The sequence below is a fragment of the Streptomyces gamaensis genome, assembly GCF_042656465.1.
GTDB lineage: Bacteria > Actinomycetota > Actinomycetes > Streptomycetales > Streptomycetaceae > Streptomyces > Streptomyces gamaensis.
In genome coordinates, this window is record NZ_JBHSPB010000006.1 from 199767 (window position 1) to 220178 (window position 20412).

General features: G+C 74.4%; 19 protein-coding genes. 4 read left to right on the plus strand and 15 right to left on the minus strand.

What is annotated here, in order from left to right:
- The first annotated feature begins 55 nt into the window (after nucleotides 1-55).
- A complete protein-coding gene (locus tag ACFP1Z_RS12080; RefSeq protein ID WP_390316102.1) occupies nucleotides 56-1333 on the plus strand; it encodes a zinc metalloprotease in 1278 nt (425 codons plus the stop codon).
- Here the strand turns inward: ACFP1Z_RS12080 and ACFP1Z_RS12085 are convergent.
- From ACFP1Z_RS12085 to ACFP1Z_RS12095, 3 genes are all read right to left on the minus strand, one after another.
- The gene (locus tag ACFP1Z_RS12085; RefSeq protein WP_390316103.1) at nucleotides 1302-1988 is read right to left on the minus strand and encodes a helix-turn-helix domain-containing protein; all 687 of its coding nucleotides are present in this window, start codon (nucleotides 1986-1988) and stop codon (nucleotides 1302-1304) included. The two genes, ACFP1Z_RS12080 and ACFP1Z_RS12085, sit on opposite strands and share 32 nt — an antisense overlap.
- Before the next feature lie 128 nt (nucleotides 1989-2116).
- Nucleotides 2117-2809, minus strand: coding sequence for a CBS domain-containing protein (locus tag ACFP1Z_RS12090; RefSeq protein ID WP_390316104.1), 693 nt, complete (start codon nucleotides 2807-2809; stop codon nucleotides 2117-2119).
- A gap of 53 nt (nucleotides 2810-2862) precedes the next feature.
- On the minus strand, nucleotides 2863-3555 hold the full coding sequence (locus ACFP1Z_RS12095) for a CBS domain-containing protein (RefSeq protein ID WP_390316305.1): 693 nt from the start codon (nucleotides 3553-3555) through the stop codon (nucleotides 2863-2865).
- A gap of 189 nt (nucleotides 3556-3744) precedes the next feature.
- On the opposite strand from ACFP1Z_RS12095, the gene ACFP1Z_RS12100 reads away from it, so the two are divergent.
- Nucleotides 3745-4737 (plus strand): Acg family FMN-binding oxidoreductase, encoded by a 993-nt coding sequence (locus tag ACFP1Z_RS12100; protein ID WP_390316105.1) that lies wholly within the window; start codon nucleotides 3745-3747, stop codon nucleotides 4735-4737.
- 18 nt (nucleotides 4738-4755) lie between these two features.
- Here the strand turns inward: ACFP1Z_RS12100 and ACFP1Z_RS12105 are convergent, their stop codons facing one another.
- Nucleotides 4756-6156 (minus strand): MBL fold metallo-hydrolase RNA specificity domain-containing protein, encoded by a 1401-nt coding sequence (locus ACFP1Z_RS12105; RefSeq protein WP_390316106.1) that lies wholly within the window; start codon nucleotides 6154-6156, stop codon nucleotides 4756-4758.
- Between the two features lie 142 nt (nucleotides 6157-6298).
- Between ACFP1Z_RS12105 and ACFP1Z_RS12110 the strand changes: the two genes are divergently transcribed.
- The gene (locus tag ACFP1Z_RS12110) at nucleotides 6299-7630 is read left to right on the plus strand and encodes a nicotinate phosphoribosyltransferase (RefSeq protein WP_390316107.1); all 1332 of its coding nucleotides are present in this window, start codon (nucleotides 6299-6301) and stop codon (nucleotides 7628-7630) included.
- Nucleotides 7631-7633: 3 nt separating this feature from the next.
- Here ACFP1Z_RS12110 and ACFP1Z_RS12115 read toward each other — a convergent pair whose 3' ends face one another.
- On the minus strand, nucleotides 7634-8500 hold the full coding sequence (locus ACFP1Z_RS12115; protein WP_390316108.1) for a universal stress protein: 867 nt from the start codon (nucleotides 8498-8500) through the stop codon (nucleotides 7634-7636).
- A gap of 212 nt (nucleotides 8501-8712) precedes the next feature.
- Here ACFP1Z_RS12115 and ACFP1Z_RS12120 point away from each other — a divergent pair, with 212 nt between their 5' ends.
- Nucleotides 8713-9714, plus strand: coding sequence for a 2-hydroxyacid dehydrogenase (locus tag ACFP1Z_RS12120; RefSeq protein ID WP_390316306.1), 1002 nt, complete (start codon nucleotides 8713-8715; stop codon nucleotides 9712-9714).
- 20 nt (nucleotides 9715-9734) lie between these two features.
- Here ACFP1Z_RS12120 and hypE read toward each other — a convergent pair whose 3' ends face one another.
- The 10 genes from hypE to ACFP1Z_RS12170 form a co-directional block, all read right to left on the minus strand.
- Nucleotides 9735-10772: a hydrogenase expression/formation protein HypE gene (gene hypE, locus ACFP1Z_RS12125; protein WP_390316109.1), complete on the minus strand. Its 1038-nt coding sequence runs from the start codon at nucleotides 10770-10772 to the stop codon at nucleotides 9735-9737.
- Complete coding sequence (gene hypD, locus ACFP1Z_RS12130) at nucleotides 10769-11938, minus strand: hydrogenase formation protein HypD (RefSeq protein ID WP_390316110.1); 1170 nt, start codon at nucleotides 11936-11938, stop codon at nucleotides 10769-10771. The genes hypE and hypD overlap by 4 nt, the downstream gene beginning before the upstream one ends.
- Before the next feature lie 11 nt (nucleotides 11939-11949).
- A complete protein-coding gene (locus ACFP1Z_RS12135; RefSeq protein ID WP_390316111.1) occupies nucleotides 11950-13266 on the minus strand; it encodes a Ni/Fe hydrogenase subunit alpha in 1317 nt (438 codons plus the stop codon).
- Nucleotides 13263-14054 (minus strand): NADH-quinone oxidoreductase subunit B family protein, encoded by a 792-nt coding sequence (locus ACFP1Z_RS12140; RefSeq protein ID WP_390316112.1) that lies wholly within the window; start codon nucleotides 14052-14054, stop codon nucleotides 13263-13265. The genes ACFP1Z_RS12135 and ACFP1Z_RS12140 overlap by 4 nt, the downstream gene beginning before the upstream one ends.
- A 1-nt stretch (nucleotide 14055) precedes the next feature.
- A complete protein-coding gene (locus ACFP1Z_RS12145) occupies nucleotides 14056-14862 on the minus strand; it encodes an FAD/NAD(P)-binding protein (RefSeq protein ID WP_390316113.1) in 807 nt (268 codons plus the stop codon).
- The gene (locus ACFP1Z_RS12150) at nucleotides 14859-15317 is read right to left on the minus strand and encodes a cyclic nucleotide-binding domain-containing protein (RefSeq protein ID WP_390316114.1); all 459 of its coding nucleotides are present in this window, start codon (nucleotides 15315-15317) and stop codon (nucleotides 14859-14861) included. The genes ACFP1Z_RS12145 and ACFP1Z_RS12150 overlap by 4 nt, the downstream gene beginning before the upstream one ends.
- Complete coding sequence (locus ACFP1Z_RS12155) at nucleotides 15314-16501, minus strand: 4Fe-4S dicluster domain-containing protein (protein WP_390316115.1); 1188 nt, start codon at nucleotides 16499-16501, stop codon at nucleotides 15314-15316. The genes ACFP1Z_RS12150 and ACFP1Z_RS12155 overlap by 4 nt, the downstream gene beginning before the upstream one ends.
- Nucleotides 16502-16583: 82 nt before the next feature.
- Nucleotides 16584-17309 (minus strand): CBS domain-containing protein, encoded by a 726-nt coding sequence (locus ACFP1Z_RS12160; protein WP_390316117.1) that lies wholly within the window; start codon nucleotides 17307-17309, stop codon nucleotides 16584-16586.
- A gap of 33 nt (nucleotides 17310-17342) precedes the next feature.
- On the minus strand, nucleotides 17343-20042 hold the full coding sequence (locus ACFP1Z_RS12165) for a bifunctional acetate--CoA ligase family protein/GNAT family N-acetyltransferase (protein WP_390316118.1): 2700 nt from the start codon (nucleotides 20040-20042) through the stop codon (nucleotides 17343-17345).
- Nucleotides 20043-20139: 97 nt separating this feature from the next.
- Nucleotides 20140-20406, minus strand: coding sequence for a HypC/HybG/HupF family hydrogenase formation chaperone (locus ACFP1Z_RS12170; protein WP_390316119.1), 267 nt, complete (start codon nucleotides 20404-20406; stop codon nucleotides 20140-20142).
- Between the last annotated feature and the right edge of the window lie 6 nt (nucleotides 20407-20412).

Sequence of the window (20412 nt, forward strand, 5' to 3'; positions counted from 1 at the left end):
CGCAGCCTCAACAAGCGGCCCCGACACGAAAGTTCCCGCCGAAAGGCCCGCGCTGGTGGCAGGCACCGAACTGGTCGGCGAGTTCGAAGGCTCCGGCTACCGCGAGCCTCCCCGCCTCGTGTGCCGCCCCGACGGACAGCTCGTGCGGCTCCCCGCCCTGCTCTACGAAGTCGCCAGAGCCCTCGACGGACCGGACGGGGACGACCGGGAGACGGTGCTCGCCCGGGTGGCGGCCGACGTCAGCCACCGCACGGGACGGGGATTCACCGCCGAGCACATCGCCTACCTCGTCGACCGGAAACTCGCCCCCCTGGGCATCACCACGCACACCGACGGCTCCCCGCCGTCACCCGCTCCCCGCAAGGACCCCTTCCTCGCCTTCCGCTTCCGGCTGGCAGTGGTACCGGAACACCTCACCTGGACCCTCTCCGGCCTCTTCGCCTGGCTGTTCCGCCCGCCCGTGGTCGCCCTCACCGTCTGCGCCTTCCTCGCCGGCGAGGCATGGGCGTGGACGACACAGGAGACCGGGACGGCCCTGCGGGCAGTGCTCTCCTCCCCGGCCGACGTCCTCCTCGTGCTCCTCGTCGCCGTCCTCTCCTGCGTCTTCCACGAGCTGGGCCACGGCGCGGCCTGCCGGTATGCAGGCGTGCGGCCCGGCGCCATGGGCTGCGGCATCTACCTGGTCTGGCCCGCCTTCTACACCGACATCACCAACTCCTACCGGCTGGGCCGCGCCGGACGCCTGCGGGCCGACCTCGGCGGCGTCTACTTCAACGCGATCTGCGTCCTCGCCCTGCTCGCCCTGTACGCATCGACGGGCACACCGTGGCTGCTCGTCGCCCTGCTCTCCGTCAACCTCGAAATCGTCCAACAGCTGCTGCCCACCCTGCGGTTCGACGGCTACTACATCGTCGCGGACCTCGTCGGCATCCCCGACCTGTTCCAGTACATCGGCCCCATCCTCAAGCGGGTCCTGCTGCGGCAGCAGCCGGACCGACGGCTGCGGGCCCTCAAGCGATGGCCCCAGACCGTGGTCACCGTCTGGGTCCTGTTCCTGCTGCCGGTGCTCCTGCTGCAACTGGGCATGGTGCTCGCCAATCTGCCGCAGCTGCTGCGCGCCGACTGGCAGCGGGCCACCCGACTCGTCGCCGACGCCGGTGCCTCCGGCAGCCCCGTCCTCGCCTGGGCCTCGGCCGTCCTGCAGATCGCGCTGCTCGCGCTGCCCGTCGCCGGGCTGACCCTCGCGCTCGTACGGCCGCTGCGGTCCGGCGCCCGCCTCCTGCTCCGTCGGCTGCGCGGCACTAGCCCCTCGTACGGATCACGCGACCGCTGACCTGCCCCGGCACCACCCGCACCCACAGCGTGCGGACCCCGCCCGCCCAGGGCTCCGCACCCGGCCGCGCCGCCAGCGCGCGCACCGCCTCCGGGTCCGTCACGTGCTCGGCCGCCCCCGTCACCAGCACGCTCCAGCCGGTGCTGAGTTGCTCGTCGAGGTGATCGGTCTCGAACGCCACACGCTCCCCGGCGGTCGCGGCCGCCGCGCCCTCGGGATCCGTCCGGTAGACGACCGTACGCGCGTCGACGAGGAAGTTGACGGGGAAGAGGACGGGACCGGCGTCGGCCGACAGCGCCACCCGCCCGATGCCGTGCGTGCCCAGACGCTCCCAGCACTCCGCCTCCGACAGCCGCATGAGCACCGGATGCGTCGCCGCCGGCCCGCCGCCGGGCGGCGCGTCGTCGCGGCCGCGCAGCAACTCCTCGTACGGCATCCCCAGCGCGGCCGCGATCCGCATCAGGGCAGCCGGGTCGAAGTCCTCGCGCAGGCCCTCCAGTTGCCGAAGATAGGCGACGGACATGCCCGCGCGCTGGGCCAGTTCCTCCTGCGACAGCCCGAGTTGACGGCGCCGCAGGGCCGCCCGCGTGGCCACGCTGTCCCGCTGCGACGGGGAGTCGTCCGCCCCGTCCCGCGGCATCCCTTCGCCGTGCACGCCGTTCCTCCGCGCGTTCGCCCACCGGTGACGTCACCGGTGGGCGTCCACGACGCCGCCCGGCAGCTCACCCCCAGGGGAACAGACGGGCCCGCGTCGTGCCAGCGCGGAAGAGCCGGCCGAGCGCCTCAGAACAGCGGGCCGACGACCGGCGGCTCGGGGATCCTCGCCCTGACCGGACGCACCGTGAGCTGCGCGTCGACGTTCACGACCCCGTCGACCGCCCGCACGAGCCGGACCAGCAGGGGCTCCAGGCCCGGGTCCGCCAGGGAACCGGACAGGGTGACGACGCCCTCCTCCACATGGACCTCCACACTCGGCCGCCGGTTGCGGAACAACCGCGCGAGCACGTCCTCGCGGATCTCCCGGGCGATCGCCTCGTCGTCGCGCAGATACACCTTCAGCAGGTCGGCGCGGGAGACGATCCCGGTCAGCATGCCCTCCGCGTCCACCACGGGCAGACGCTTGACGCCCCGGCGGGCCATCGCCCGCGCAGCCTCCGCGACCGTCGCGTGCGCGCGGACGGTGACCGCGGGCGTGCTCATCAGATCCTGGGCGGTCGCCGCGCCCGCCTTCACCAACTCGTCGACGTCGTGGAGCTGTTCGGCGCGGGACGGGTCGTGGCCCTTGAACTCCTCCTTCGGCAGCAGGTCCGCCTCGGAGACGACCCCGATGACGCGGCCCTCGCCCTCCAGCACGGGCACCGCGCTCACCTTCCACTCCGCGAGCGTCCTCACGATCTCCTTGTACGGGGCGTTGCGGCTCACCGCCACGACCGTCTGCGTCATGACGTCACTGACGGTGCGCTGGGTGCTGTTCATCGGTGCCTCCTCGTCGGCCGGCCACTGCCGGTGCCGATCACATGCCTGCCGGTCTACATGCCCATGGGTGCGGGAACGGCGGGGAAGGGGCTGCCCGTGTCGTCGGCGGTGTACGTGAGGTGCCGGCGCACCGAGACCACACCGTCCACCGAGCGGCACAGCCGCTCGACGACCGGGATCACGCTCCGTGCCCCGACCGTCCCGGTGAGCGTGACCTGTCCCTCGACGACCTCGACGGCCACCGCCGAGGGGTCCAGGCCCAGGGTCCGCTCCAGGACGTCGCGGCGGATCTCCTCACGGACGGCACTGTCCTCCCGCAGGAAGACCCGCAGGATGTCGCCCCGGCTGACGATGCCCACAAGCCTGTCCGTCTCGTCGACCACCGGCAGCCGTTTCACGCCCTGCACCGCCATGAGCCGGGCCGTCTCCACGACGTTCCACTCCGGCCGGGCGCACACCGCGGGCGCCGACATCAGCTCCTCCGCGCGGGCTCCCTCGGCCCTGTCGCGCTCCCACTCCTGAAGGTCCGGGACCGGGACCCGGCCGAAGGGGTCGGGCTGGTCCGCGGACTTGCGCATCAGATCCGCCTCGGACACCACACCGACGACACGGCCGTCGGCCGTCACCACCGGCACGGCGGTCACATCGTGCTCCGCGAGCGTCCTGACGATCTCCTTGAACGGGGTGTCCGGGCGGACCTGGACCACGTCCCGGGTCATCAGCTCGTCGACCGTACGGTGCTGCAGCATGGTCCCGCTCCTTCCCCACGAAGCCACGGGCCCCCGCATCCCAGCCTGGCAGGCGGCCGCGGAACCGGAATGAGCCGGACGGCCCGGCCCGGGGGACACTCGGCCTCTCCCCGCAGGGCCGCCCGGCCGCAGACCCTGGAAACGGGCCCCTGGCCGGGCCCGCCGCCCTCCGGAAGGGAGAGTCCGGTGACCGCACCACTGACGAGGGACGACATCCGCGTGACGGAGCTGGTGCGTGACGCGACCGCCGCCCCCTCCATGCACAACGCGCAGCCCTGGCGGTTCCGCTGCACGCGCGGCAGCCGGACGTTCCGGCTCCACGCCGACTTCGCACGGCGCATGCCGCACTCCGACCCCGACGACCGCGCCCTGCACCTGGGATGCGGCGCGGCCCTGTTCAACCTCCGCGTCGCCCTCGCCCACGCCGGCGCCCACCCCGACGTCGCGCTCCTGCCGGACCCCGACGACCCGGCGCTGCTCGCGACCGTACGGCCGGCCGGGCACCGCGCGGACGACGCCGCCCTGGCCCTGCTCCACCCGGCGATCGCCCAACGGCACACCAGCCGCTACCCGTTCACGGAAACGGACATCCCCCAGGATCTGCGGGACGCCCTGACCGACGCCGCCCGGCAGGAAGGCGCCACGCTGTCCTTCCCGTCCCCCTGGCACCTGCGGTGGATGGAGGAGCTCATCGAGGAGGCCGAGGCCCGCAACCTCACCGACAGCCGCCGGGAGGACGAACTGCGGCAGTGGACCCGCGTCGGCGTCGCCGAGGCCGACACGGCCGTCGACGGCGTCCCCGACTACGCCTTCGGGCCGCGCAGACACGGCGGCAGGGCCCCCGTGCGCGACTTCTCGGACGGCGACCCCGGCGTCGACTTCGGCTCGACCCCCTTCGAGAACCACCCGCACCTGGCCCTGCTGTCCACCGACGGCGACCACCGCGCGGACTGGCTGCGCGCGGGACAGGCCATGGAGCGCGTCCTGCTCCTGGCCACGCTCGAAGGACTGGCCACGTCGTTCTCCACGCAGGCCCTCGAATGGACCGACCTGCGCTGGCCCCTGCGCGACCCGGCCTCCGGGACGGGCCCGGTGCACATGGTGCTGCGCCTCGGGTACGGGCCGAGGGGCCCGAGGACACCGCGCCGGCCCGTCCAGGACGTCCTGGACATCGACTGACTCCCGGGCAGCGGGGCGTCAGCGCACCAGCACCCGCTCCCCGGAGCGCGGGACGACCGCCGTCCAGCCCAGCACGCGGTCGACGCGCTCCCGCAGCGCCTCGGCCGCCTCCGGCTCGCCGTGCACCAGATACGTCGCGTGCGGCGCGGGCGCGCCCCGCAGCCAGCCGAGGATCTCGTCCGCGTCCGCGTGCGCGGAGAAACCGGGCACGTCGACGACCTCGGCGCGCACCGGCACGTACTCGCCGAACATCTTCAACGTCCGCGCACCGTCGACCAGATCGCGGGCCCGCGTCCCCTCGACGGCGAACCCGGCCACGATCACCGTGTTGCGGGAGTCGGGCAGCAGCCGGCGCAGGTGGTGCAGGACGCGGCCGCCGGTCGCCATGCCGGAGGCGGAGACGATGACGCAGGGCCCGCGGGCCTCGTTGACCGCGATGGACTCGGCGACCGAGCGCGCGGCGGAGAACGGTGCCGGGTCCAGGACGGCCGGTCCCGCCGCCAGTACCTCCGGGCGCAGTTCGGCGGCCCCGCCGCTCAGCGCCTCCTCGTACACCCGCAGTGCCGCGAGCGCCATCGGGCTGTCCACGTGGATGGGCACGTCGGCGGGCAGCTGCCCCGAACCGCGCAGCCGGGCCAGCTCGTTGAGGACGACCTCGGTGCGGTCCACCGCGAACGAGGGGATCACCACCTGCCCGCCGCGCGCGAGCGTGCGGCTCAGGGCGTCGGCGAACACCGCGCGGCTGGTACCGGTGTCGTGCCGGCGGCTGCCGTAGGTGGACTCCAGCAGCAGCACGTCGGCGCCGGTGAACGGCTCCGGCGGGCGCAGCAGCGGATGGACCGGCCTGCCCAGGTCACCGCTGGAGGCCAGGGTGTGGCCGTCCTCCAGCGTCAGGTGCGCCCACGCCGAGCCCAGGATGTGCCCGGCGTGGTGCAGCCGCAGCCGCGTGTCCAGGGCGATCCCGGTGTCCTCTCCGGCCGGGACCGGCCGGAACAGCCGAATCGCCCGGTCGACGTCCGTCTCCTCGTAGAGGGGCTCGGCCGGGCGGTGCTTGGAGTGGCCGTGGCGGTTGCTGTGCTCGGCCTGCTCCTGCTGCAGCCGGGCACTGTCCCGCAGCACGATCTCCGCGAGCCGGGCCGTGTACGGGGTGCAGAAGACATCGCCGTGGAACCCCTGCCGGACCAGCCGGGGCAGATAGCCGCAGTGGTCCAGGTGGGCGTGCGTGAGGACGATCGCGTGGATCGTGGACGCCTCGGCGGGCAGCCGCCGCCAGTTCCTGCGCCGCAGGTCCGCGAGGCCCTGGAAGAGCCCGCAGTCCACCATGACCCGCACGTGATCCGTCTCGACCATGAACTTGCTGCCGGTGACGGTGCCCACGCCGCCGAGGAACGACAGCAGACCGGGCCTGCTCGTTGTCATGTGACCACCTCCGCGAGGTGACCGGACTCCTTGCAGCACATCACGGGGCGCGGCCTCGCGCCAGGGCGGACGGGTGCCGCGCGGCCGATCCTGGACGAGCCTGGAAGAGGCTGGAAGAAGTCCCGCCGAGGAGGTGCCGGCGATGTCCGAGGCCACGGCCACCGACCTCTACGAGGTCACCATGGCCCTGTCGTACCTGCGCGAGGAGATGACCCGCCCGGCGACGTTCAGCCTGTTCGTGCGGGCCCTGCCGCCCGACCGGGGCTTCCTGGTCGCCGCGGGCCTGGAGAGCGTCCTCGACTTCCTCTCCGGCTACCGCGTCGGCGCCGACGACGTGGAGACCTTCGTCTCCGTCCTGGGACGGCCGGTGCGCGAGCTGGAGCCGCTGCTGGGCCTGACGTTCACCGGGGACGTCCGCGCCGTGCCCGAAGGGCGCGTGGTCCTGGCCGGTGAACCCCTGCTGGAGGTCACCGCCCCCCTGCCGCAGGCCCAGCTCGTCGAGACCTGCGTGCTCAATCTCGTCAACCACCAGACCACCGTCGCCTCCAAGTGCGCCCGCTGCGTCCTGGCGGCCGACGGGCACCCGCTCGTGGACTTCTCCCTGCGCCGCACCCACGGCCCGCAGGCCGGACACCGGGCCGCCCGGCTGGGCGCCCTCGTCGGCTTCGCCGGCACCAGCGACGTCGCGGCCGCCCACGCCCTGGGCATACCGGCCGTCGGCACGATGGCCCACTCCTTCATAGAGGCCTTCGGCAGCGAGGAGGAGGCGTTCCGCGCCTTCGCCCGCGCCCACCCCGGCCCCGTGACCTTCCTCGTCGACACCTACGACACCGAGGAAGGCGTGACCACGGCCGCCCGCGTCCTGCGCTCCCTGGGCCTCGGCCCCGGCTGCGCGGTCCGGCTGGACAGCGGCGACCTCGGAGCGCTCGCCGTACGGGCCCGCGCCCTGCTCGACGCGGCCGGCCTGCCGGAGGTACGGATCACCGCGAGCGGCAGCCTCGACGAGTTCGCCGTGGACCGCCTCGTACGCTCCGGCGCCCCCATCGACACCTACGCCGTCGGCACCCGCGTCGGCACCTCCGCCGACGCCCCCTACCTCGACTCCGCCTACAAACTCGTCGAGTACGACGGCCGCCCCGTGATGAAGCTGTCCTCGGCGAAGGTGACCGCGCCCGGCCGCAAACAGGTCCACCGCCGCCCCGGCCACGCCGATCTGATCGCCCTGGCCGACGAGCCGCCGCCCGCCGGCGCCGAACCACTGCTGGAGACGGTCATGCGCGACGGCCGCCGCACCGCGCCACCGCCCACGCTGGAGGCCGCCCGGCAACGGTTCCGGGCCGACCTCGACGCCCTGCCGTCGGAAGCCCGGCGCATCCGCTCGCCCGTACCGCCCGTCCCGCTGCTGTCCGGGCCGCTCACCGTGCTCGCGGCGCGCGAGCGGCACCGGATCGAGCGGGACGTTCTGGCCGGTTGAGACTCACACGGTGTACGGGACCACGGCGACCGGGCAGGCCGCGTGGTGCAGCGCGGTGTGGCTGACCCGGCCCAGCTGCAGACCGAGGCCGCCCGCCCGCCGGGCGGCCCCCAGCACCAGCAGGTCGGCACCGGCCGAGCGCGCGAGGAGCACCTTGTGCGCGGGCCCCTCGACCGCCTCGCGGTGCACGGTGACCTCCGGGTGCTCGCTCTCCGGCACGTCCAGGGCCCGGGCCAGGAAGGCCAGCGCCCGCTGCTCGTGCGCGAAGGCGGTGTCCCCGGCCGCGGCCGTACCGTTCGCCGGGTACTGCTCGGCGCAGCGCCAGGCCCGTACGGCCCGCACCTCGCACCCGCGCGCCTCCGCCTCGCGGAGGGCGAAGCGGACCGCCGACGCCGCCTCGTCCGGATCCCCGACCCCGACGACGATCCGGCCGTGGACCTCGCTGTCCTCGCCGCGTACCACGACCACGGGGCAGTGCGCGCGGCCGGCCACCGACAGGCTCACCGAGCCCAGCAGCAGGCCCGTGACGGCCCCACGCCCCCGCGAGCCCGTCACCACGGCGGCGGCCTCGTGCGACTCGCGCACCAGCGCTGCGACGGGGTCCTCGGGCGTGAGGACCGACTGCACCTCGGCGTCCGGGGCGAGCTTCTGGACGCGCTCCTGGGCGGAGGCGATGATCCGCTCGGTCATGACGTCGTCGTCGGGGCGCTCACTGCCGAAGATCGGCACTGCCGGCTCGTAGCGTTCCCACAGCGACGCGTAGACGATCCGCAGCGGCAGGCGGCGGCGGACCGCCTCGTCCACCGCCCAGTCCAGGGCCCGCAGCGCGCTGTCGGACCCGTCGAAGCCCACGACCAGGGGAAGTGCCATCGTTCCCACCGCCTCGCTCAGTGACGATCGAATGCGTCCTCGGGGTGCTGTGCTGTGCGTGTCGTGCTGTGCCGTTCCGTGGTGCGTCCTCTCCTTCCACCATCCCGCGCGGGCGCGCTTCCGGTCATGGGCCACCCGGCCCCGCGGCCGGGCCGTACGCCCCGCACGGGAGCATGATCGTGACAGGGGGCGACCGTGAGGAGCACGAGAAGATGGCGGACATCGTCGCCTACGGAGTGACCACTGACGAGCGGCCGCTGCTGGAACGGGCCCTCGGCCACGCGCACGAACTGCGGTGCCTGGACCTCGTCCTCGACCCGGACACCGCGCTGACGGCGGCCGGCCGCGCGATCGTGTGCAGCAGCGTCAACGACATCCTGGACGAGCGCGTCCTGCGGACCCTGGCCGACGGCGGCACCGAGCTGATCACGCAACGGGCCACCGGATACAACAACATCGACCTCGCCGCGGCCCGGAAGCTGGGCCTGGCCGTCTCCCGCGTGTCGTCCTACTCCCCCTGTTCCGTGGCCGAGTTCGCGTGGGCCCTGGCCCTCGCCGTGAACCGCAGGATCCCCCGGGCCGTCTCGCGCACCCGCGACTTCGACTTCCGCCTCGACGGTCTGATGGGCCGCGACTTCCACGGCCGCACCGCCGGCGTCCTCGGCACCGGCAGGATCGGCACCGCGTTCGCCCGCATCGCCGCGGGATTCGGGATGAGACTGCTCGGCCACGACGTCGAGCCGAACCCGCAGTGCGTGGCGCTGGGCATGGAGTACGTCGACCGCGAGCGCCTGTTCACCGAAGCCGATCTCCTCAGCCTGCACGCGCCGTTGCTCCCCGAGACCCATCACATCGTCGACGCCGGGGCGCTGGCGCTGATGAAGGACGACGCCATCGTCGTCAACACCAGCCGCGGCGGTCTCCTCGACGCCCACGCGCTGGTCGAGACCCTGCGGGCCGGAAAGCTGGACGGCGTCGGGCTGGACGTGTACGAGGAGGAAGCCGGCGTCTTCTTCTTCGACAGGTCCCTGGAGGTCATGACCGACGACACCCTCGCCCGGCTCATGACGTTCCGCAACGTCCTGATCAGCTCGCACCAGGCGTACTTCACACAGGACGCGGTCGGCCAGATCGTCCGGGCCACGGCGGAGAACATCGCCGACCATCTCGCGGGGCGGACCGGTGAGAACACGCTGGTGGCGCGCCGCTGTTGACCGGCAGATGCGGGACAGGATCAGCAGATGCGGGGGAGTTGCTCACCGAGCGGCATGTCCACCACCCGGCGGGCACCCACGGCCGTGCGCATCACGACGCGCCCGGGATGCCCGTCGGCCGCCGTCACCTCGCCGAGGCGCACGGCCCCGCCGCCCTCGGGGAGGGACCGCAGGGCCGCCAGGGCCGCGTCCGCGGCGTCCGCCGCGACGAAGACGACCATGCAGCCCTCGTTGGCGACGTGCAGCACGTCGAGGCCGAGGATGTCGCAGGCCGCCGCCACCGGCTCCGGCACGGGGAGCGCGCCCTCGTCGAACTCCACGCGCACGCGCGAGTCCTGCGCGATCTCGTTGAGCGCCGCCGCCAGCCCGCCCCGGGTCGGATCGCGCAGGACGTGCACGGCGTCGCCGAGACCCGCCAGGGCGGCCACCAGCCGGTGCAGGGGACGGGTGTCGGAGGCGATGTCGGCCTCGAAGCCGAGCCCTTCGCGGGTGCTGAGCACGGTCGTGCCGTGCAGCCCGAGCGGCCCCGACAGCAGGACGGCGTCCCCAGGCCGGGCCGCGGCCGCCGACACGGACAGGCCGGGCAGCCGGCGGCCGACGCCGGTCGTGGTGATGAAGACCTTGTCGGCCGCGCCCCGGCCCACGACCTTGGTGTCCCCGGTGATCACCGGTACGCCCACCTCCTGGGCCGCCTTGCCCAGCGAGGCCAGCACCGCTTCCAGCTCGGCCAGTTCCAGCCCTTCCTCCAGCAGCAGCGCCACCGACAGGGCGACGGGCTCGGCGCCGCGCATCGCCAGGTCGTTGACGGTGCCGTGCACGGCGAGGGAGCCGATGTCGCCGCCGGGGAAGAACAGCGGGCTGACGACGAAGCCGTCCGTGCTCAGGACCAGGTCCGGGCAGCCGGGAACGAGCGCGGCGTCCTCCAGCGGGCCCCGCGGGCCTCCCGTGGCGGGCAGGACGGTGGAGGCCAGCAGTTCGGCCGTCAGCCGCCCGCCGGCCCCGTGGCCGAGCAGGACGCGCTCGTTCTCCGCGCGCGGCAGGGGACAGCTCGTGCTCATGAGGAACAACTCCCTTGGAAGGAAGGGGCGTCGGAAGAGGAGCCCGAAGGATCGTCGGACGGCGTGCCGGACGGCGCGTCGGCGGTCCGGCCGGCGGCGTGGAAGGCCGCGCAGGTGCCCTCGGCCGACACCATGGGCGCGCCGAGGGGGTGCCGGGGAGTGCAACGGGTGCCGTACGCGGTGCAGTCGGTGGGCAGCCTGGCGCCGGTGAGGATGCCGCCGGCGATGCACTCGGGGTGCTCGGCGGAGCGCAGGGTGTCCACCTCGTAGCGGCGCGCCGCGTCGAACCCGGCGAACTCCGGGCGGAGTTCGAGGCCGCTGCGGGGCAGCTCGCCCACGCCCCGCCAGGCCCGGTCGGTGACCCGGAAGACCCGGGCGACGGCGGCCCGCGCCGCGTCGTTGCCGCTGCGGCGCACGGCCCGTACGTACTGGTTCTCCACCTCGGCCCGGCCCTCCTCCAGCTGCCGGACGGCCATCAGGATGCCCTCCAGCAGGTCCATCGGCTCGAACCCGGTGACGACGACGGGGACTTGGTACTCGGCGACGATGGGCTCGTACTCGGTCCAGCCCATCACCGCGCACACGTGACCGGCCGCCAGGAACGCCTGGACCTCGCACTCGGGCGAGTCCAGCAGCGCCGTCATGGCGGGCGGCACGAGGACGTGGCTGACCAGCAGGGAGAAGTTGGCGAGCCCCAGCCGGGCGGCGTGCAGGACGGCCATCGCGTTGGCGGGCGCGGTCGTCTCGAAGCCGACGGCGAGGAAGACGACCTCGCGCTCGGGGTGACGCTCCGCCAGGCGCACGGCGTCCATGGGGGAGTAGACGACACGGACGTCCGCGCCGCGTGCCCGCAGCGCGAGCAGATCGGTGTGCGAGCCGGGCACCCGCAGCATGTCGCCGAAGCTGGTGAGGATCACGCCGGGGCGGGCCGCGACGGCCATGGCCCGGTCGAGGGTCTCCAGCGGGGTGACGCACACCGGGCAGCCGGGGCCGTGCACCATGCGGATGCCGGCCGGCAGGAGTTCGTCGATGCCCTGGCGGACGAGCGTGTGGGTCTGGCCGCCGCACACCTCCATGATCCGCCAGGGGCGGGTCGCGGTGCGGCACAGCTCGTCCAGCAGACGGCGGGCGAGCCGCGGGTCACGGTATTCGTCGAGGTATTTCACGCGGGCTGTCCTCACGCTCGTTCGACGGTCAGGTCGAGGAAGTGGGCCGAACAGGAGATGCACGGGTCGTGGTTGCGGACGGCCCGCTCGCACAGCCGGGTCAGCTCCGCGTCGGTGGCGTCCCCGCGGGCGAGCTCGTCCTGGACGAGCCGGCGCAGGTCCTCCTCGATGGCGCCCTGGTTCTGGGAGGTGGGCGGGACGAGGCGGGCGTCGGTGACGACGCCGTCGGCGTTGAGGACGTAGCGGTGGTAGAGGGTGCCGCGCGGGGCCTCGGTCGCCCCGTGCCCCGTACCGGCCCGCGGCGGCACCTGGACGGCGGGGTGCGGCGGCGGCTCGTACGCCTCGATCAGCCGCAGGGCCTCCTGCACCGCGTAGAGCACCTCGACGGCGCGGACGACGATGCTGCGGAAGGGATTGCGGCAGGCGCCGTCGAGGCCCGCCGCGCGGGCGGCCTCCCGCACGGCCGGCGGCAGGAGGTGCCCGCTGATCGCGTACCGGGCGAGGGAGCCCGTCAGGTGCCGGCGGCCGTCCAGCCGCGCCTGGAGCGCCGTGGAGTACGGCACCTGCTCCTCGGCCACGTGCGCGGTGAAGTCCCGCACGGGGAAGGCGAAGGGCTCCCCGCCCGCGCGCAGTACGGTCGGTGTTCCCCGCTCGATGGCGTACGTGCCCGGCGCGGCCAGCGCGAGGAAGTCCGCGTCGCACTCCGCGTCGGGGAAGTCGAAGCCCGCCACCCAGCGCAGCGTCTCCTCCGCGTCGTCGCGGGCGCGCCGCAACCGCTCGGCCAGCGGTCGCAGTTCGCACCGCGCGGGCGTGCGGTGGAAGCCGCCGACACGCACGTTGACGGGGTGGATGGAGCGGCCGCCGAGGAGTTCCATGACGGCGTTCCCGGCCTGTTTGAGCCGCAGTCCCCGTTCGACGTCCGCGCGGCGGACGCGGGCGAGGTCGATGGCGCTGTCGTGTCCGAGGAAGTCGGGGGCGTGCAGCAGGTAGATGTGCAGGGTCTGGCTCTCGATCCACTCCCCGCAGTACAACAGGCGCCGCAGTGCGGCGAGTTGGCCGTCGACCGTCACCCCGCACACGTCCTCGACGGCCTGACAGGAGCTCATCTGGTAGGCGACGGGGCAGATCCCGCACACCCGCGAGGTGATGTCGGGCGGCTCGGTGTGGCGCCGGCCGCGCAGGAACGCCTCGAAGAAACGCGGCGGTTCGTAGATCCGCAGCTGGGCCGCGGTGACCGTGCCGCCCTCGACGCGCAGGCGCAGGGCCCCCTCGCCCTCGACCCGTGCCAGGGCGCCGACGTGCAGGACGCGTGATCCCCGGTGGCTCACGGCTCCTCCCCCTCCGGCCGGTCCGGTTCGAGTGCGCTGAACTGGGTGACGTTGAAGGTGTGCAGGATCCGGCCGATGTCCGGACCGCTCATGCCGTCCTCGCGCAGCAGCGGGAGCATCGCGGGCATGTTCGTCGACGCGGACGGGCCGAAACAGCCGTAGCAGCCGCGCCCGTAGGCCGGGCACAGCGCCCCGCAGCCGGCGTGCGTGACGGGCCCCAGGCACGGGGTGCCGTGGGCGACCGTCACGCACACCGTGCCCCGCCGCTTGCAGGCGAAGCACACGCTGTGGTCGGGGATGCCGGGCCTGCGTCCGGCGAGGAAGGCCGTGATGACCTCCAGCAGCTGCCCCCGGTCGATGGGGCAGCCGCGCAGCTCGAAGTCGACCGGCACGTGCGCCGAGATCGGCGTCGAGTCGGCGAGCGTGTCGATGTACTCGGGCCGGGCGTAGACCACGGACCGGAACTCCTCGACGTCGGCGAAGTTCCGCAGCGCCTGCACACCGCCGGCCGTGGCGCAGGCCCCGATGGTGACCAGGTGCCGGGAGTCGGCGCGGACGCGGCGGATGCGTTCGGCGTCCTCGGCGGTGGTCACCGAGCCCTCGACGAGCGCCAGGTCGTAGGGGCCCGGCGCGGCCGTGCTCGACGCCTCCAGGAAGTAGGCGATCTCCATCCGCCCGGCAAGGGGCAGGAGTTCGTCCTCGCAGTCCAGCAGCGTCAGCTGGCAGCCGTCGCAGGAGGCGAACTTGAAGACACCGAGCCGGGGCCGGTCCGGCGTGCTGGTCGTCATCTCACAACTCCCGGACGGCGAGGAGGGGTTCGGCCCGGTCGCAGCCGACGACGGGGCCGTCGCGGCACAGCAGCAGCGGGCCGAGCTGGCAGTGGCCGCAGTGGCCGGTGGCGCAGCGCATATTGCGTTCGAGGGAGACCAGGATCCGCCCGGGCCGCACGCCCCGGTGCAGCAGCTCCCGCGCGGTGGCGCGGATCATCACCTCGGGCCCGCACACGAAGGCGCTGGTCCGCGGCGGGAAGAAGCGCGCGTCGTCGAGCAGGGCCGTGACGACGCCGACACGGCCGCGCCAGCCCGGCCCCGGACGGTCCACGGTGACACCGCAGTACGGCCGCGCCCAGCCGGCCAGTTCGTCCCGGTAGAGCAGGTCGCCGGGGGTGCGGGCGCCCACGAGCACGTTGAGCCGGCCGAAGTCCCGCGGCGCCGCCAGGGCGGCGAGCACCAGCGGCCGTACGGGCGCGAGCCCGATGCCGCCCGCGACGACGAGCAGGTCGTCGCCCGCGGCGAGCGGCAGGTCCCAGCCCGTGCCGAACGGGCCGCGCATCCCCACCGTCGCGCCCGGCCGCAGCCCGTGCAGCGCGCGGGAGACCGCGCCGACCGCGCGGACCGTGTGCAGCAGCCCCCCGCCGGGCAGGATCCCGGCCACGGACACCGGGATCTCGCCGACCCCGAACGCGTACACCATCGCGAACCGGCCCGGTGTGAACGGCGGGAGCGCCGCGCCGGCCGGCTCCAGCCGGAAGGTCACGGTGTCGGCCGTCTCGGGGCGGGCCTCCACCACACGGTAGGGCAGCGGCACGGCCGTCATCGCGGTTCGCCGCTCCCCGCCGGACCGTACAGGTCCAGCAGCCGGGTACGGGCGGACCGCAGCCGTTTGCCGATGACCTCGGCGATGTACAGCAGCAGCGCGTGGTCGAGCGCCGGGTCCTTCGCGCACTGCCTCAGGACCGCGTCGGTGTCGAACTCCCAGGCCCGTACCGGGCTGGTGGCCTCGGCGCCCAGGTGCCACTGCCGGGGCGGGAACAGCCAGGACCAGCCCAGCAGTTCCCCCGCCCCGAGGGTCTCGATGACGGCGGCCCGGCGGCCGGGCACGTGCAGGTCGAGGGCGACCGTCCCGGTGTGCAGCACCCAGAACCGGTCGGCGTGACCGCCCTCCTCGAAGATCCGCTCGCCGAGCGGGAACGCCACCTCGCGGGCGGCGGCCATCAGTGACTCGCGGCGGCCCTCCGGGAGCGCCGCGAACAGCCCGGTCCTGGTGATCATGGGGTCTCCTCCGGAGCGGCGCCGCGCGCGAGCGCCTCCTGGTGCAGGGCGTGCGCTTCCTCGGTGATGTCGATGCCGACCGGACACCACACGATGCACCGGCCGCAGCCCACGCAGCCGGAACTGCCGAACTGGTCGTACCAGGTGCCGAGTTTGTGCGTGAGCCACTGGCGGTAGCGGCTGCGCGAGGAGGCGCGGACCGGGCCGCCGTGCAGGTGCGAGAAGTCCAGGTCGTAGCAGGAGTCCCAGCGGCTCCAGCGTTCGGCGTGGTCTCCGGTGAGGTCGCTGGTGTCCTCGCTGGTGGTGCAGAAGCACGTCGGACAGGCCATGGTGCAGTTGCCGCAGGTCAGGCAGCGGGCGGCGACGTCGTCCCAGCGCTCGGCGGCCAGGCTTCCGGCCATCAGCGCCTTGAGGCTCACCGGCGGCATGGTGCGGCCCATGCGGTCCGCGGCCGCCGCCACGCTCCCGCTCGCCGCCGCGCGCGTGGCGGCGTCGGCCGGCCGCCGCGGCACCTCGGCCAGCACCTCGGCGCCTTCGGCGGTGCCCGCGCGCGCCAGGAAGCGGTGCCCGGCCTCGTCCAGGACCTCCGTCATCGCGATGTCGTAGCCGGGGCCGGTGGCCGGGCCGGTGCCCATGGAGACGCAGAAGCAGGTCGCGCCCGGCTCGGTGCACTCCACGACGATCAGGAAGGCGCCCGTGCGGCGGGCGGAGTAGGCGTCGTCGCGGTGCCGGCCGCCCAGCAGCACCCGGTCCTGGACCGCGATCGCCCGCAGATCGCAGGGCCGCACCCCCAGGAAGGCGTACGAGGCGGGGTCGTGCCGCTCGGCCCGGACGGTCAGCCGCCCGTCGGGCTCCCGGTCGGCGGTCCACTGCCGTACCCGCTGCGGCAGCAGGAAGTTCTTCCACGACTGCGGGCCGGCGCTGTGCGCGAACGCCGCCCCGTCCGCGCGCCGGACCAGCCGGTAGTGGCCCGCCTCCAGCTCCACGCCCCACCCGTAGGGGAGTTCACCGGCGGACTCCAGCTCGGCCAGGACGATCGCGCCGTCCCGCGCCGTGGGACCGACCACCGTGCGGCCGCGGGCGCGCAGGGCCGCGACGAGCGCGTCGAGCCCGGCACGGTCGAGGACGTACGCGGCGCCGCCGTCGCCGGGGCCGGGGGTCCGCGTCTCGGTCATGGCAGCCATGGCCTTGCTCCTGTCCGCTCGTACGCGGCCCGGCCGGCCGGGCCGGTCACGGGCCGGCCTCCTGGCCGGTTCGTCTCCCGGCTCACTGGTCGGCGAGACCGAGCAGGGTCTGCTCGGGCGGCCGCACGGGACGGGAGTCGTCCACCCGGTACGTCAGCCCGTCGACGACCGAGACGACCCCGTCGATCTGCTGCGTCAGCCGCAGCAGCACCGGGATCTCGCTGCGCAGCTCCAGCTGCCCTCTCAGCGTGACCACACCGTCGAGGACGTGCACGTCGAGCGTGTCCGGAGTGAGCCACATGGTGCCGACGACCACATCGGCGACCACCTCGCGGCGGATGTCGGAGTCCGGCCGCAGGAACACCTGGAGCAGGTCCCGGCGGGTGACGATGCCCACCAGACGTTCCTCCTCGTCGACCACGGGCAGCCGCTCGACGCGGTGCCGCGCCATCGTCCGGGCGGCCTCGGCGACGCTGTCGGCGGCGTGCACGACGATCGCGGGCCGGGACATCAGCCCTCCCGCGGTCCGTGCCGCGACCCGCTCGGGCGTCTCGTCGCGGCGGCCGCCGTACCACCACGGCCGCCGTTCCCGGCGGCGCGGCGGGGCGGGCCCGGCCGGCACAGCGGCCTGGCGCAGCATCAGGTCGCTCTCGGAGATCACCCCCAGGACCTTGTCGTCGTCGTCCACCACGGGCAGACCGCTGATGTCGTGCTCCGCGAGGAGCCTGGTGACCTCCTTGAAGGGCGTGGCGGGACGCACGGACACGACATCGGGTGTCATCAGGTTCCCCACCTTGCTCTGCCTCATGATCGTGGCCTTTCTCCTCCGGCCGCGCCGGTCTCAGCGCAGCCGTCGCACGTACGGGTCGTGGGCGCGGCGCGGCAGCAGCCGCAGCCGCGCGTCCAGCGCGATGACGCCGCCCGGGGCGGCCACCACCGGATTGAGGTCCGCCTCCGCCAGCTCCGGCAGGTCGCACGCCATCCGGGAGAGCCGCAGCAGCAGTTGCTCCAGCGCCCCCAGGTCGACGCGCGTCCCGCCCGGGACGCCGGACAGCAGCCGCGAGCAGCGCGGGGCACCGATCAGCTCGTCCACGTCGTAGGGCGTCAGCGGAGCCAGCCGGGCGGCGTGGTCGGCCAGCACATCGGTCGCGGTGCCGCCCTGCCCGAACAGCACGAGCGGCCCGAAGACCTCGTCCTGCGCCACCCCCGCCACCAACTCCAGGACATGGGGCGCCTGCGGCTGGACGACCACCCCGGACAGCCGCTCCCCGAACCGGCCCGCGAGCTCGCGGTAGGCGGCCCGCACCTCCTCCTCGCCCCGCAGGTCGAGCCGGACGGCGCCCTCGGCCGTCTTGTGCACCAGCCCCGGCCAGTGCGCCTTGAGGACCGCGCGCCCGCCGGGCCCGGCGAGCCGCCGGGCCGACGCGACCGCGCCCTCCTCGTCGCACACCCACTCCCAGGCGATCTGCGGGACGCCGTAACGGTCCAGCAGCCGCGCGCACACGACCGGGTCCGGCCAGCCGCCCTCGGGATTGCGGGCGAGCCAGGACGCCACATCGGCGCGCGCTCCCTCCGTGTCGATCCCGGGAGGTTCCGGCGCCTCGCCCTGCGGGCGGGCGCGCCAGCGCGCGTGGGCCGCGGCGTACGCCAGGGCACGCGCGGCGTCCTGCGCGTCGGCATAAGCGGGAACAACGCCCCCGTCCCCGGCGCCCAACAACTCGACACGGGCGGCCTGTTCGAGGCGTACGGCCACCGTGGTGCACGGCCGGCGGCCCGGGCCGTGCGTGAACGCCCGCACCAGATCGTCGCCCGTGGCCTCGGCGAGCGCCGTCGGAACGAGGACACCGAGCACGGCGTCGACGCCCCGGTGCGCCGCCAAGCGGTCCACACAGGCCCGCAGTCGATCCTCCGACACGGCTGCGGTGGCGTCGACCGGATTGCCGACGACGGCCCCGTCCGGCAGCACGGCGGCCAGTTCCGCCGCGAGCCCCGGATCGAGCTGCCGTACCGTCAGCCCGGCCTCCGCGCAGGCGTCGGCGGCCAGCACCCCCGCGCCACCGGCGTTGGTGACCACGGCCACCGAACCGCCCGACGGCAGCGGCTGCGCGTGCAACAGCGCGACACAGTCCAGGAGTTCACCGATCGTCCGGGTCGCGACGACACCGGCCTGGGCGAACAGCGCCTGCCGCGTCATCGTGGGCGTGGCGGCCGCCGCCGTGTGCGAGGCCGCCGCGCGCCGCCCGGCCTCCGAACGGCCCGCGTCCACGGTGAGCACCGGCATCCGGCGCCCCACCCGGCGCGCGGTACGGGAGAACGCCCGCGGATTGCCGAAGGACTCCAGGTGCAGCACCGCCAGCCGCGTACGGCCGTCACCCTCCCACCACTGCAGCAGATCGTTGCCGCTCACGTCGTACTTGTCACCGAGCGAGACGAACGTGGACACACCGACGCCCAGCCGGGACAGACCGGCCAGCAGCGCGATGCCCACCCCGCCCGACTGCGTCGCCACACCGGCCGTACCGGGCAGCGGCACCCGGGCGGCGAACGTCGCGTCGAGCCGCACGTCCGGTTCGGTGTTGGCCAGGCCCAGGCAGTTGGGGCCGGCCAGCCGCATCCCGTACCGGCGGCAGGCGGCGCGCAGCGCGGCGGCCTGCCCGGCGTCGAGCCCGGAGGTCAGCACCAGCAGCGCGCCCACGCCGCTCCTGCCGCACTCCTCGGCGACCTCCGGCACCGCGGCGGCGGGCACGGCGAGCACGGCCAGTTCGGGCGCCTGCGGCAGGGACGCGACCGACGGACGGCACGGGCAGTGCTCGATGGCCCGGGCGTGCGGATTGACCGCGTGCACCGGACCGCTGAACCCGGCGGCCCGCAGATTGCGCAGCACCGCCCGCCCCACCGACCCCGGCCGGCGCCCCGCCCCGACGACCGCCACCGAACCCGGCCGCAACAGCGGCCGCAGGCTGGCGACATCGGCGGTGCGGCCCCGCTCGGCCACGGCGGACAGATAGCCCTCGTCCTGCCGCAGCCCGACCCGCACCCGCACCTCCGGGCCGTCGAAGCGCCGCCGGACCGGCAGACCCAGATCCGCGAAGACCTTCAGGACCGCGAGGTTCTCGCTGAGCGCGTCGGCGGTGAACTCCTTGAGGCCGTCGGCACGGGCCGCGTCCACCAGGTGCTCCAGCAGCAGGGTGCCCACGCCCCGGCCGTGCCAGTCGTCGGCCACGGCCAGCGCGACCTCGGCCCGGTCCGGCCGCCCCGCGTCGGCGTGGTACTCGGCGACGCCCACGAGAGCGCCGTCCACCTCCGCGAGCAGGGACCGCTCGCCCGGCCGCCCCGCGCCGCACACCTGATCGGCGCCGTGCCGCGCGGCACGGGAGCCCGCCGAGAAGAACCGCAGACGCAGGTTCTCCGGCGACATCCGCTCGTACAACCCCGCCACGGCCGCCCGGTCCTCCGGCACGGCCTGCCGGAGCCGCGCGGTCGTACCGTCCGTCAGCAGCACGTGAACAGGCGCGGAGGGCAGAACCCGGGTGTCCGGCATCCTCCCGTCACCTCCCTCGGTCACCTCCAGCCTGTTCCCGCTCCCGCCGCGCGGCGGATGGGCTGACCGGGCACGGCCGGGGGCCGACCGGCCCTCCTCACGGGCGCGGCGGGAGCGGCTCGCCGAGCTCGCCCTCCACCGCGTCGGCCATCGCCCGCAGCACATCGAGCGTGCGCTCCGCCTCGGCCTCGTCGACCGTCGTGATCGCGAACCCGACATGCACGACGACATACGTGCCGACGTCCGCCTCCGGCGTGTAGTCCAGGAACGCCTCACGGCGCACCCCGCCGAAGTCGACCGTCGCCAGCCGCAGCCCGGCGCTGTCACGGACCTCCACAACCCTGCCGGGAATGCCCAGACACATACGCGC